Annotated in this window: 10 protein-coding genes; 6 read left to right on the top strand and 4 right to left on the bottom strand. The window is 64.7% G+C overall.

The genetic code is table 11. The annotated features are described in order from the left end of the window. Nucleotides 1-973: 973 nt before the first annotated feature. Nucleotides 974-2,464: a pentapeptide repeat-containing protein gene (locus GVV04_RS34200; protein WP_161683818.1), complete on the bottom strand. Its 1,491-nt coding sequence runs from the start codon at nt 2,462-2,464 to the stop codon at nt 974-976. Between the two features lie 492 nt (nt 2,465-2,956). On the opposite strand from GVV04_RS34200, the gene istA reads away from it, so the two are divergent. Together istA and istB are read left to right on the top strand one after the other, a co-directional pair. Continuing rightward, nucleotides 2,957-4,183: an IS21 family transposase gene (gene istA / locus GVV04_RS00940; RefSeq protein ID WP_161683817.1), complete on the top strand. Its 1,227-nt coding sequence runs from the start codon at nt 2,957-2,959 to the stop codon at nt 4,181-4,183. Continuing rightward, nucleotides 4,183-4,974: an IS21-like element helper ATPase IstB gene (gene istB, locus GVV04_RS00935; RefSeq protein ID WP_161683816.1), complete on the top strand. Its 792-nt coding sequence runs from the start codon at nt 4,183-4,185 to the stop codon at nt 4,972-4,974. The genes istA and istB overlap by 1 nt, the downstream gene beginning before the upstream one ends. 282 nt (nt 4,975-5,256) lie before the next feature. Here istB and GVV04_RS00930 read toward each other — a convergent pair whose 3' ends face one another. Beyond that, nucleotides 5,257-8,127: a hypothetical protein gene (locus GVV04_RS00930; RefSeq protein WP_161683815.1), complete on the bottom strand. Its 2,871-nt coding sequence runs from the start codon at nt 8,125-8,127 to the stop codon at nt 5,257-5,259. 40 nt (nt 8,128-8,167) lie between these two features. On the opposite strand from GVV04_RS00930, the gene GVV04_RS00925 reads away from it, so the two are divergent. Then, nucleotides 8,168-8,815, top strand: a complete 648-nt coding sequence (locus GVV04_RS00925; RefSeq protein ID WP_328822142.1) for an SDR family NAD(P)-dependent oxidoreductase — start codon at nt 8,168-8,170, stop codon at nt 8,813-8,815. A gap of 97 nt (nt 8,816-8,912) precedes the next feature. Here GVV04_RS00925 and GVV04_RS00920 read toward each other — a convergent pair whose 3' ends face one another. Both GVV04_RS00920 and GVV04_RS00915 read right to left on the bottom strand, forming a co-directional pair. Next, complete coding sequence (locus GVV04_RS00920; protein WP_161683814.1) at nt 8,913-9,449, bottom strand: hypothetical protein; 537 nt, start codon at nt 9,447-9,449, stop codon at nt 8,913-8,915. Nucleotides 9,450-9,919: 470 nt separating this feature from the next. Beyond that, nucleotides 9,920-10,201 carry a hypothetical protein gene (locus GVV04_RS00915; protein ID WP_235965527.1) on the bottom strand — a complete coding sequence of 94 codons (282 nt, stop codon included), beginning with the start codon at nt 10,199-10,201 and terminating at the stop codon, nt 9,920-9,922. A gap of 405 nt (nt 10,202-10,606) precedes the next feature. Between GVV04_RS00915 and GVV04_RS00910 the strand changes: the two genes are divergently transcribed. The 3 genes from GVV04_RS00910 (at nt 10,607) to GVV04_RS00900 (ending at nt 13,291) form a co-directional block, all read left to right on the top strand. Further along, nucleotides 10,607-11,524, top strand: a complete 918-nt coding sequence (locus tag GVV04_RS00910; RefSeq protein ID WP_161683812.1) for a hypothetical protein — start codon at nt 10,607-10,609, stop codon at nt 11,522-11,524. Between the two features lie 148 nt (nt 11,525-11,672). Next, nucleotides 11,673-12,044 carry a YciI family protein gene (locus GVV04_RS00905; RefSeq protein WP_161683811.1) on the top strand — a complete coding sequence of 124 codons (372 nt, stop codon included), beginning with the start codon at nt 11,673-11,675 and terminating at the stop codon, nt 12,042-12,044. Next, the gene (locus tag GVV04_RS00900; RefSeq protein WP_161683810.1) at nt 12,032-13,291 is read left to right on the top strand and encodes an RNA polymerase sigma factor; all 1,260 of its coding nucleotides are present in this window, start codon (nt 12,032-12,034) and stop codon (nt 13,289-13,291) included. Before GVV04_RS00905 ends, GVV04_RS00900 begins: the two co-directional genes overlap by 13 nt. Nucleotides 13,292-13,315: the final 24 nt, after the last annotated feature.

Below are 13,315 nucleotides of genomic sequence, written 5' to 3'. Positions count from 1 at the left end.
GTCAGGGCCGCAGATGGAGCAGGCGACGAAATTCCCGGAACTCAGTCAGTCGCAGTCTTTCGATGCCCACGGAGCCTGTGCGGCTATGGCTACCAACTCGGATTGAGAACGTTGCAGTACGGCTACGGACACACCTGAGAGACCAGCCTCCGCACATCGGGCAAGAATCGCTTTCACTGCACTGAGCCATGAAGCAACGACTTGCGCCAGCGGCACCTCTCCCACCCACTCACTTAACGGCTCGCCAGTTCTGTCACAATTTGCCTCGATATACAAGCTCGGGGCAACGGCCGGCAAAAGCCGGTAGTAGACGTAGTACGGCCCATCGAAAAAGTAGGCGAACCCCTCACCGTCTCCACTTACCGTCTCGCGTAGAGCCGTAACCGTCGAACTGACTACGGAAGCGATGAAGTCGGACCAAGCATCACCAGGAAAGGACTGGTTAGGGAAGCGGATCCATAGCCGTCCGACGAGGGGAGCATCGTCACCCGCCAACACTTGGATGTCCCGCAGGTCGACCCGGACGTCATACATCTACACCTGCCATAGAGGTGCGGGGGCAACGACAGCGCGAGGGTACAGGATGCCCAGGCCGCCGCTGCAGAGGTAACAGGGGGTCACTTCCCTTCAACGTGGCTCCGGTGGAGATGCCAAACAAGGCTGAGCACCGCTCGGCCTTGCTTGACCGCTGGTCAACCAGCGCCAAGCACGCTCCAACCTGACTGATCTTGGTCCCCAGAACGGCGAAAGGGCCGACCCGATTTCCGGATCAGCCCTCTGACCTGCGTCGGGACGGCCGGATTCGAACCGACGACCCCTTGACCCCCAGACCTCGGCAGAGTGGTCGGATGAGGCTGGTGCCGCTGTGTAACGGGCTGTTGAGCGCCGTAGCGGTCTAGTGTGTGATCCCGTCGGTTGCTGTACATCGCTGCTGTACTGCCGGGTCCGTACGAGCTGGCACCTTGCAGGAGCCTTAATAGTCCATGTATCGGGATGATGGAACGCAACAGCCCACCTCGGATGCCGGAACAGTGTAGGGGCGCGCCGGAAAGTCTTCGGGCTCGCCGAGCGCGGCCACCGAAACTGGGACCAAAACGCCAACCGCGTCGGTATTATCGTTGTCTAGTTCCCAGCCACCTGGCAACCAATGCCTATCGAGAGGCAGGCGCGGAGCGAGTGATCCGTCCAAGGCGAGATGACCCATAATTGTCACCTGACGGAATCTGACCGCCTGCCCGAAAGAGCAGCTGGTGAAATAGGCATCGCCAGAAAATCGGCAGCCTTCGAAGTTCATTCCGTCAACAAACTGTGCTTGACGGAAGAGGGCCTCATCGAAGAAGACAGCCCGCCCAAAGTCGGCACCAATCAAGAAGCTGGCACGATCGAAAGACCCCGCCGAGTGAAACACCGCCCCGGCCGCGTCGAGGAAGTGGCATTGCATGTCACTCAAGACAGCCGGGCCGACGAAATTGGTGTTTGCAAAATTCGCCACCTCCAACATGGCGAAGGAGAAATCTACTTCGTCAACAAAGGTGGAGTCCACGAAGCTGAGATGTTCACAGACGCTTTCCGCAAACGATGTTCGGCCAGAAAAGACGGTACCGTCGAAGACCGCCGCTCCAACCCTTGAGCCTGAAAGATCGAGGTTAATGAGATAAGCACCAGCAAGATTTAGAGTAAGGCTTCCCCACCACTTATAGACCATAGGAGCGTCACTGATCGGCTTACCAAGGCCAATCGCGCCATCCGACTGACCCAATTCCTTTGCGCAGAGATGGCGCCGCAAGACCGACTGGACAGTCAGTCTGACTTCCCGCTCCCGCGATGCCGCTTCGCGCCTTTCTCGATGCTCTGGCATTTCCGACTCAAGCCATGAATTTCCAGGATCAGCGGTGTCGGCCTCAAAGGGCATTCGAAGATAAGAGCAAAGCAAGTCGACGATCGTCTGCCTCTGTTGCGGATAGCCGTCAGCCAACCTTTCCAAGGCGTAGATTCCGGCCATTCTAATCGGCGCTTTTTCTGAGCCAAGCTGCTCAGCAGCCTTGACATACAACTCGGTCAGCCGCTTCTCGGTAGCATCCGTCTCGGCAATATCTGCGGAGCGAGATTTGACCTGTAGATCCTCGCCATCGACGCGTTCTTTCACATACTGCCTTCGCAGCGCCAACAGTAGAGCTACCACCGCCCCTAAACCGGCGGCCACGCCGAGCGCGTTGCGGATAGCGTCGAGTTGGAGCTGAACTCTGCGAACGGAGAAGTCGGCTTCTTGTGCCGGCGTGAGAGTCCCTGCCTGTGGCACCGGAAGCGAGAGATAGCTTTTCCACATCCAAAAGCCTGCTGCGGCGGCGAGCAGGACTAGAACCAAGCTGGTTGCGACAAGAGTTGCCGGTCGCAGCGGCCGGTAGCTGTGTCGTCCCTTGGCTTCTTTTGCGTCTCCACGGCGAGCCGTCCGTTCTGCACCCACACAGGCTCCCGGTCGTCGTGACGCAACAGGTTCTGGTTCTCATAGTGCCGAAGCCGTGACACCCGGATCAAGGCGCGCATCCACGCCGTTACTAGCGCAACGGCTTCCGCTCACGGTGGTGCCGGATCTGCCGGAAGCCCTCCCGCTCCGCCTAACCCCCGGCACCTAAGCCATCCCGTCGGCCTTCGTCCGCACGTCGTGGAGTCGGTGGGGCCTGTCCGGTCAAGGTGGAGTACCCCACCGTCTGAACGACCTTGACCGGACAGGCCCCATCCGCTCGGCTTTGCCCGGACGGAGGTTGTCGGGATGGCGACAACCATCCCAGAGCGCCTGAGCGCCCCGCCGGAGGCACGCCCCGGTCGTCGCCTTCAACACCGAAGCCCCGGATCTGCCACTCACCATGGCGGCCCGGGGCTTCTTCGTGTCGGCTCCGCCTGAAAACTGACCACGTGGTTCCGGCTGAATCGGGACCACCTCCTGAAGCATCGGGAGGTGCTGAGCGTGGAGGACTGGGCGGAGATCCGGCGGCTGCGGCGGTCGGAGGGGATGGCGATTCAGGCCATCGCACGGCGGTTGAGGATGTCTCGCAACACGGTGAAGAAGGCCCTGGCCAGTGATGAGCCGCCGCGGTATCGGCGGGCGGTGAAGGGTTCGATCGTGGATGTGGTGGAGCCGCAGATCCGGGTGTTGTTGGCGGAGTTCCCGGAGATGCCCTCGACGGTGATCATGGAGCGGGTCGGGTGGACCCGGGGTAAGACGGTGTTCTGTGATCGGGTGCAGCAGTTGCGGCCGTTGTTCCGCCGGCCGGATCCGGCGCAGCGGACGGAGTATCTGCCGGGTGAGTTGGTGCAGTGTGATCTGTGGTTTCCGCCGGCGGACGTGTCGTTGGGGTTCGGGCAGACCGGTCGACCTCCGGTGTTGGTGATGGTGTCGGGGTATTCGCGGTGGCTGTCGGCGGTGATGATCCCGTCGCGGCAGTCGGCTGATCTGCTGCTCGGGCATTGGACGTTGATCTCTGGGTGGGAGCGGGTGCCCAGGGCGTTGGTGTGGGACAACGAGTCCGCGGTCGGGCAGTGGCGGGCCGGTCGGCCGCAGTTGACCGAGGCGATGAACGGCTTCCGTGGCACCCTGGGCATCAAGGTGATCCAGTGCCGGCCGGCGGATCCGGAGGCCAAGGGTCTGGTGGAGCGGGCCAACGGCTATCTGGAGACGTCGTTTTTGCCTGGGCGCCGGTTCGCCTCGGCGCAGGATTTCAACGCCCAGCTCACCGAGTGGTTGGTGCGGGCGAACAACCGCCAACACCGGATGTTGGGCTGCCGCCCGGTGGACCGGTGGGACGCCGACCGGCAGGCGATGCTGTCGCTGCCACCGGTCGCCCCGGTGGTTGGCTGGCGACAGACGACGCGGTTACCTCGTGATCATTACGTTCGGTTGGACAGCAACGACTACTCGGTGCACCCGGCTGCGGTGGGCCGTCGTGTCGATATCGTCGCTGACGCCGATCGGGTGCAGGTGTTCTGCGACGGCCGCCAGGTTGCTGGGCATGACCGCTGCTGGGCGAGGCATCAGAGCATCACCGATCCGGCTCACCGCGAGGCAGCCGCCGATTTGCGGACGGCTGCCCGGCAGGCACCGGCGCCGGTGGTCACTGCTGAGGTCGAGCACCGGCAGCTCAGCGATTACGACCGGATGTTCGGCCTGGATGAGGTGGCTGCGTGATGGCCGCTAAGACCAGCAACCGCAATGTCACCTCGGAGATCGCGTTCCTCAGCCGCGCTCTGAAAGCACCCTCCCTGGCCGCTTCAGTCGAACGTCTGGCCGAGCGGGCTCGGGCGGAGTCGTGGACGCATGAGGAGTTCCTCGCCGCCTGCCTGCAACGGGAAGTGGCTGCCCGGGAGGCCCACGGCGGTGAGGGCCGGATCCGGGCGGCGAGGTTCCCGGCCCGCAAGAGTCTGGAGGAGTTCGACTTCGAGCACCAGCGATCATTGAAGCGGGAGACGATCGCTCACCTGGGCACCCTGGATTTCGTGGCGTCGAAGGAGAACGTCGTCTTCTTGGGCCCGCCCGGCACTGGCAAGACTCACCTGTCCATCGGACTCGGGATCCGGGCCTGTCAGGCCGGACACCGGGTCGCGTTCGCGACCGCCGCCCAGTGGGTGTCCCGCCTGGCCGATGCCCACCATGCCGGCCGCCTTCAAGACGAGTTGGTCAAGCTCGGCCGGATCCCGCTGCTGATCGTCGACGAGGTCGGCTACATCCCCTTCGAAGCCGAAGCCGCGAACCTGTTCTTCCAGCTCGTCTCCAACCGCTACGAACGAGCCTCACTGATCGTCACCAGCAACAAGCCCTTCGGCCGCTGGGGCGAAGTCTTCGGCGACGACGTCGTCGCCGCAGCCATGATCGACCGCCTCGTCCACCACGCCGAGGTCATCTCCATGAAGGGCGACAGCTACCGACTCAAAGACCGCGACCTCGGCCGCGTCCCACCGGCCACCAAAACCAACGACTAAAGATCAACCAACCCGGGGGTGGTCCAGTTTCAGCCGGACCACGGTGGTCAGGGTTGAGGCGGCGTTGACACTTCGTATATCGCGCCGCCGGCGGGGCTGCAACCGTTCGGCGTGCGCCCGTGCGCTTGCGCTAAGGGCGCGGGGTCCCCGATCGGCGACCCGCTTGGCTCGGCCCCTGGTCGGCGGCGCGAGCGGCCTGCGAAGCGGGCCGCCTTGATCTCGTACAGAAAGTTCTCACATCCAGACATGCCATCAGCCCACAGGTTGCGAGTAGACGACTGCCTACCTGCGCTGCGCTGCACGCTTAATTCCTCGCCGCGGGTCCTGCTGCAGGATCTGTCTCGTGCTGTCAAAGTCAGCTTCACTTCCCATCTCGGCGGCAAGTGTGAACCTAACTCGCGGTTCGGCATCCCGGGCGAGGCGTTCACCAAGTTGTGGCCATCTCCGTGGATTCTTCGACCACAACACGGCTGCCAAGCAGCGAAGCCAGCGGCTCGGGTGTGCCGCGAAGAACGGGACTGAATCCTCGATCTCGGTCGAGGAAACTGAGAGTAGGGCCTGCGCCAGGATCCTCATTGACCGGTCATCGGCTCCAGGCATCAATTCGAGCGTCAACTCTCGCACTCTCCGATACTGCTCCGGATTTGAGGCAAGTAGAGCAGAACTATGGAGCGCTGCAGCGGCAAGCGGTGGTACAGGAATATTGAACTTGAAGCGACTAAAGGGGTCGTCACCAAATCCGAAGCGCACGGGCGGTTCACTGTCAGTCGGATTCTGGGCGAACTCGATCAGTACATCGAAGATTTTTGCCTTCTCATCTGTGGAAAGTTGCTGCGCAACTCGCGAAATCGCAGCCAGGGCGTCTCCGCGATTATTCGCTTCATCTTCAACGTCCCTGAGTCGGGCAAGCATCGCTTCGGCGAAGCGAATTTGGTCGGACTCGGGGAGGATGGTCGCCAGAATCCCGGTTCGACGGACAAGAGTACCCAAGGTCATCATCCCCGGAGCGCGTTCCACGGGCTGAAGGTCGCGGGCGACTTCATTGCGAGCGACCTGTAGAGCAGGAGTAGGGTCCGCTCCCAGGACTACCATGGCTAGCGCCGCGTGAACGTGCCCCTCAGACGCCGCTCTCGCGAGCGTCGCTTCGACGATTTTCGGATAGTCCCTCAGTATCGTTTCCCCGGAGGAAATTGCGTTCTGTGCGACCTCATTGTCAATGAGTATTGCCTCGCATAGCATGCCGGCGACTCGTTCACGAAGCTCAGGGTAAGCGCCAGCAAGTTTCACCACCGCCTTCACATGACCTTCGTCGGTCCGATAATGTGACCCAGGTTCGCGGCGGAAAAGGCCCTGTGCAAGATTAAGGAAATTCTCCGCATCAGACTTGGATGCCTCATCGGAAACTGCAGCGAAAGCATCAAATGCGGCTATCCGGAAATCCGTCCATGATTTGTCCTGGTCGACACCGACCAATTCCTCCATGCACGCACTCGACCACGTTTTCGCAAGTTCAGCAGGAAGAATGTCGGGCATCTTTGCTACAAAATTAAACGACGCAATCCGCTCCCACACCGGCGCGTCCTTGGGCGGCGGTTCAAACTGCAGCGGGTGGTCGGGAAGCGATGGCACCAATTTTTCTAGCGTGCTGTACCTTCCGGCCCAAACATAGTGTTTTATCGCCTCGTCCCATTGTTCGGTTGCCGCAAATAGATCCCCGAATCGACCGTGCGCGGTCTGTTCGCCTTGCCAACTGGCAGTTATTACAGAATGGCTAAGGTATTGGTGCAGATATTCGAACGCATCTGGCCACTTCTTGTCCAACATCCGCGATAAGGCCCGCTCGGCCAACGGATAAGCTTCTGGCAAAACGGAGTCACTGCCGGCAGCACGCAGCGCCTGGGCAAGTCTATGGAGTTCGTCCAGATTGGCTTCAAGGCGCCTGTATTGCAATTTGGTTAGCCGCTGGCCATAGAGCCACGATGCTGCACTGTCATTTAGATTTTCCGCAACAGCCTTGTCGATAGCATCAAGCCACCTCTGAATTGCATCGTCCGGTCGCCCGACTAATGACAGGTAACGCGCGTGCCGAGCCGCTATCCACGCCACTAGTTCAGGCGGATATACGGTTCGGGCAACGCCAAGTAAGCTTATCCAGTCGTCGGAGGCTTCCGCCAGGCACATCGCGATGCGAGCGCGGAACCGTAAGCCTGCAGCGTCAAGCGATGCGTCATTCAAGAGATTGCTAATCGATTCGGTGCGGGCCGTGATTAGATCTGAACGACGCCAGACGATGGCTTGCTCTGCGAGGGCTAAACCACAATTTGCATACCCTGGATCTGATGGCTCCATCTCATCGAACACTTCAGCCAAGTTCTCAATAGAAATTGAGCGGTCGAACCCAAAGCCTGCGATCACCGAGAGGCCGGCTGCCCCTCGCCTTGTCTCCTCTTTCAGACTGGATTCATATTTAGAAATTTCGCGCAACTGCTGTTGAATGTCAAAGCGGTCGCCTGACCGGTAGCTGCGCCAGCCTAAATCAATTCGCAACTCTCCAGCGGCTTCGAAGTTCTGTGCGGCTTCCAAGGCTCCCGCCTGCCTGCCTCGTACGATCGACGCGTGCTGAACAAATGGCGATGCCTCTAACGCAGAAGCTACTTGACCAAATAGTTCGGCAGCCTCTTGCGGGGCCTCGGACAAACGGTCCTGGGCCTGCTGCAGACGCTCAGCCTCTCCCAAGTCGTGAACAGGACCCCGGAGGATTGCGCTTGATGCGATCGGCTGCGCCTTGTTTACCTGTCGCTCGATTGCAGCTAGTTCAGCTTCACGTAGGGGCCGGTCCCCCTGCTCGGCCTGAGCCTTCTTCCATTCGAGCAATTCCTCAACGGTGTACGCAGATTCGTGACGGTCTACGGGCGGGTGGTGTTGACCGCAGAGAAGAAGCAGGTTGTCGAACTCATCTAGCTTGACTACAGGATAGGTAGGGTCATAGCGCGGACCATTGACCTGCTCCGACCGAATGTGAGCAACCTCGGTGACGGCGGTATAGAGGCCCCTGTCCTGAAAAATCAGCTTTGCAGCGCAGCCGGGATATGCACAGTGGGTAGCAGTGCCAAAGAGCAACTTGATCGTCGACTTCGTGTAGTTGCGTGGCATCCGGTCACCCTAGCTCGCCGGGACTGGCGAAGCATGAAGCGTGGCTCTAGGATCACGGCGTGTCCAGACTTCCAGACTTGGCCGCCGAGCTGGCGGAGTATCACCTCGCTGCGGGGCTGCCTCGGCGTTGGTGCCATGTCCGCGCTGTAGCTTCGAAGGCACAGGAGTTCGGCCGTTTGGTGGGAGACGGGTCTGCTGCACCGATTCGGCCGAGGGTCGACTCGACGTCCTGGTGAACAACGCGGGCATCCTCGGGGCCGGAGCCATCGACGGACCAACTGCCCTCCGCGTGTTCGACACCAACGCGGTGGGGATTGTCCGAGTCACGGAGGCGGCACTGCCCCTGCTGCGAAAGTCGTCGAACCCCACGGTGGTCACCCTTTCCAGCAGCCTTGGATCTTTCTGGGCGGTGAACAATCCCGACCGGCCGGAGTTCAATATGCCGTTGGCGCTCTACGCGGCGTCCAAGTCGGCAGCAACCATGCTCACTGTCCAGTACGCCAAGTCCCAGCCGGGCATCAAGTTCAACGCAGTCGAGCCCGGCGCCACCGCCACCGACATGACCGCCGCCTTCGGAATCGGGAGATCAGTGGTGGAAAGTGCCAAGACCGTGGTGCGCCTGGCCACGCTCGGCGCGGACGGCCCGACCGGGACCTTTACGGACGAACTCGGGGAGTTGAACTGGTAGGCGGCAACGCCCGCACCAGTCGATGGCGTCGTCGGGCAGGCCCTGTTTCCGGCAGCAGCCCGGCGGGGCGCCCCGGTTCGGGGCGCCCCACCGGGAATCACTCGGAAATGACGAACTGCGCGGTGCTGGTGGTGTCGTAACTGACGCCGTACTTCTCGGCGTGGTGGACGCAGTTGACCGTGACCGTCCGGGACTGGACGGGAACGCCACTGACCGGGACGGTCGGAGACCAGAAGTGCACGTCAACGAGCGCGCCGTTGTTCTCGGAGTCGTACTCCTGCGTGCTGTAGCTGAGCACGTTGGCGAAGCACCGCACGTTGATGTAATTGGCGTCCACCCGGTCGTTGCCCCAGGTGGCGAGCCGTGAATACCCACGGACCTTGACGCCGCCGGTGCGCAACGGCCAGGCTCCCTCGTGGCCGGTCTCTTCCAGTTGGATGACGCCCTGCAGGTTGTACGCTGGCGAGGACGGCGGCGTAACGGGGCCGCCGCCGCCGTCACCGCCACCGCCGCCACCGCCGCATTCCTCGATGGGGCACTCGGGTAGCCAGGCATGCGCCGGCATGGCCACCGCGCCGGCACCCGCAAGGCAGGCCAGCAGGGCGATTCCGACGGTTGCAGTACGTCTGAGCACGTCATCTCCTGTCAGCAGACACCCAGATTGTTAACCCTGGGCGCTCGATTGGGCACGTGCAGTATCCAGTCGGCCTTCGGCGGAGCCATATCGACCATGCGGCCGGGCGGCCGCCGCCATCCGGCGCGTCCGTCCACCCGGGACCCTTTTCCTGCGCGACCGGACAGCGGAGGTTGCCGAGGCCGGAGCCCGCTCCACGACGACGCCTCATGCTCAGCTCGATCGGGCCCGCTGGCGGGCGTTGATGTCCGCGCCCCCGGAGAGTCGGGTCTCGCCGGTGACCGTCGTGCTGTGCGCCAGGACCGCGCCGATGTCGTAGATTTGGCGGCGGTCACCTCGGTCACCAAGCGCCGGCCGAGGCGCAGCGCGGTCAGCTGTCGGCGGGCCACTGCGCCCCGCCGTCTCCCGCAGTCATGCCGGGACCTGACCGGCGGGGGCCGGCATGACCATGTGCCCGTGCAGTCGAACCCTTAGCCGAGACCGCGGTGGGCCGCCCAGAGCGCGCCGGCACGCCGGGCTGCCTCGTCCGCCAGCGCGATCAGCTCGGGTCTGTCGGGAACGGGGAACGAGACGTACGCGCCCCGGCCGCCGGCGGTCGGCCGGCCGTAGGCCTTCGCCGCGAGGCGCCCGTCCGGGAGAAGCCGGACGTTGAGCGTGCTCAGCCTGAACTCCTCGCCGCGTCGGGTGTCGGTCCAGCGGAGTGCTTCCGGGATCGTGACATTGATGGCCAGTGCGCTCACGTCGATCGCCATGTCGCTGTCCATGGGCGCATCTTTACATGCGAGCCCCCCCAGGGGCATTGCGTTGTCGCGGGTGCGGTCCCTGGTTGGCCCGGGGACCGTGGCCGGGGCGGAGCTGTGGGCGCGGCGGTCGACGCCGTGGGGCGGCGCCGTGGGGCGGCGCCCATGGAGCTGAGTCGTTTACGTCATCACCGCCGGTCGGGCCGCCGCCGTCAACCGTCACCACGCCCGCGAGGGCAACCGCTCACTGGCACCACGTGGCAGCACCTGGCGACCTTGGCGGACCCCGGGGATGATGGGCGAATGCTGGAGCGGATCGCTGTGAGTGGCGGCGGGCCGGCGGCACGACTTGCCACGCGGCTGCTCTGTAGACGGTTGCGGCGCCGCCACCGTCAGACCGGCGCGGCGGTCCGGCTGATGTCGGGTGCGCGGGACGAGCGGGTCTCGGCGATGGCCGAGGAGGCCCTGGCCCGAGCCTGGGGCAGCGACCAGAAGGCGTCCAACCGGATCTGGACCGCGCTGGCCGACACGCCGGGGCCGGCGTCGCGGTTCCTGTTCGCGCCCGCGCCGGACTGTCCGCACGAGCCGCGGGTACGGCTGGTCACCGCGCCACCAGACGGTGGCCGGGTGCTGCGGGCCGCGCTGGACTGCCCCGATCCGAAGGTGCGCGAGGCGATGGCCGGCGTCCTGCGCGCCACCGACCATCCGGTTCTCCTCGGTGACTTCGAGGCGGCCCTGGGCGGCGGGGGGACCGCCTCCCAGGCGGTGCTCGACCTCGCGCTGGACAACCCCCACCTGTGCCGGCCCGCGCCGGTCGGGCAGTACCGCACCGGGCTCGCCGTCGTCGCGATCCTGAAAGGGCGGGCCGACCTGCTCGACAGCTACGACCCGGCGTCCGTGGTGTCGGAGCTGGTGCGCCTCGCGGGCAGGACGTTCCCGGCACCGGTCGCCGAGGTGTGCCGCCGTTGGCTGCGTGCGCTGGGCCCCGGCCCGGGCCGGGAGTGGTTGTGCCTGCTCGCCGGTGAGGGCGACGCCGAGGCGCTGGCCGCCGCCATGGACAGCGGCCAGGAGCCGGAGTCACCGAACCTGTTGGCGCGTTTCCTCTTCTGCACCGAGCAGTGGGAGCGGTACGACGCTTTGGATCCCGACGGCGCCCTGCTGGAGGAGCACGTCCAGGGGATTGACGAGGACTCCTGGGACCACTTGGCGGAGACCGCCCGACGTAACGGACGCGAGGTGCCGAAGTTGCAGTGGTCGTCGACGATGCTCCTGACCGGCCCCGACCCGGACCCGCCCGCCGGCGGGCGGCAGGGGGCCGGCTATGAGATCTGGTGAGCTGGCGGTGGAGATGACTGACCTCCACACCCACCCGGTCAGCCGGGGCCATCATGTGTGGGCGGTGTCGTTCTGCGCGGCCGCTGTTCGTCATCACTGGTAGGAGCCGCAAGGGGCGGCTCCGTGTGGTGGAAGAGAAGGTACTTCGATGCGTTACTGCCTGCTGTTGCACAATCTGGAGCCGACTGCGGGGGAGGTCCCCGAGGAAACAATCGCCGCGGCGCAACAGGCGTTCCAGGCGTACGCCAGGGACCTGGAGGTAGCCGGGGTGCTGCGGTCCGCTGATGTGTTGCAGCCGAGTACGGCGAGCACGACCGTCACGCTGCGCGCCGGGAGCCTGCAGGTGCAGGACGGGCCGTTCGCCGACACGAAGGAAGCCCTGGCGGGCGTGTTCGTCATCGACGTCGAGGATCTGGATGCCGCGCTGGCCTGGGCCGAGCGGTGTCCCGGCGCCCAGTACGGCACCGTCGAGGTGCGCCCGACGGCGACCGCGTTCCTGAACGGCCAGTGGACGAAGTAGCCACCGCGTGGGTACGGGCGGAGGACACCGCCCGTACCTGCTACGGCCGCCTGCTGGCCCTTTTGGCCGCGCGCAGCGGGGACATCGTCGCGGCCGAGGACGCCTTGGCCGACGCGTTCGAGCAGGCCCTGACCCGTTGGCCGGACACCGGCGTGCCGGACAACCCGCAGGCGTGGCTGCTGACCGTGGCCCGTAACCGCCAGCGCGACCGGTACCGGTCGGCCGCCCACCGCACCAGCGTCGCGCTGGACGAGGCGTTGCACCTGCACACCGTCGACGACGTCGACCCCGACGCGATACCCGAGCACCGTCTGGCGCTGCTGTTCGTCTGCGCCCACCCCGCCATCGAAGCGACGATCCGTACCCCGCTGATGCTGCAGACCGTGCTCGGGGTCGCCTCGCAGGACATCGCCAGGGCCTTCGCCGTGCCCGCGCCCACCATGTTGCAGCGACTGGTCCGGGCCAAACGCCGCATCCGCGACGCAGGCATCCCGTTCACGATCCCGGACCGGTCGGCCATGCCGGGCCGGCTGGCCGCCGTGCTGGAAGCCGTCTACGGCGCCTACGCCATCGACTGGCAGGGCATTGCCGCGCCGACCGAACGGGAACACCTGAGCGGCGAGGCGTTGCACCTAGCCGAAACCCTCGCCGGCCTGCTCCCGAACGAGCCGGAGGTGCTCGGCCTGGCCGCCCTGATCTGCCTGTCGTCGGCACGCAACCGCACCCGGACCGCCCCCGACGGGAGGTTCCTCGCCCTGGCCGAACAGGATGTCACCGCGTGGAACGGCGAGTTGATCGAGCGTGGGGAGCGGTACCTGCGTGACGCCCACCGCCTGCGTCGGACAGGGCGCTTTCAGCTGGAGGCCGCCATCCAGTCCGTGCACTGTGCCCGGCGGGTCACCGGGCACACCGACTGGGCCGCGCTACGTACCCTGCACCAGGCCCTGCTGTCCGTGGTCCCCACGCTCGGCGGCACCGTGTCGCTCGCGGCGGTGCTCGCCCAGACCGACGGGCCGCAGGCCGGGCTGACCCTGCTCGACACCCTGACCGGGCCGGCGGCTCAGCGTTTCCAGCCCGCCTGGGCCACCCGGGCCCACCTGCTCGCGCGAGCCGGTGACACCGACGCCGCCCGGGACGCCTTCGACAAGGCCATTTCACTGACCACCGAGGCAGCACTACGCCAACACCTCGTCGCCATGCGCGAGCAGGTGGGTGACTGGTCGCCGCCGACGGCTGGTCACACGTGACGGTGAAAACGTCCCATCTCCCCG

The sequence above is a fragment of the Micromonospora rubida genome (assembly GCF_009908295.1).
Taxonomy (GTDB): domain Bacteria; phylum Actinomycetota; class Actinomycetes; order Mycobacteriales; family Micromonosporaceae; genus Micromonospora; species Micromonospora rubida.
Note: the sequence above shows the minus strand (reverse complement) of the source record. Positions and strands in the feature narration are given on the sequence as shown.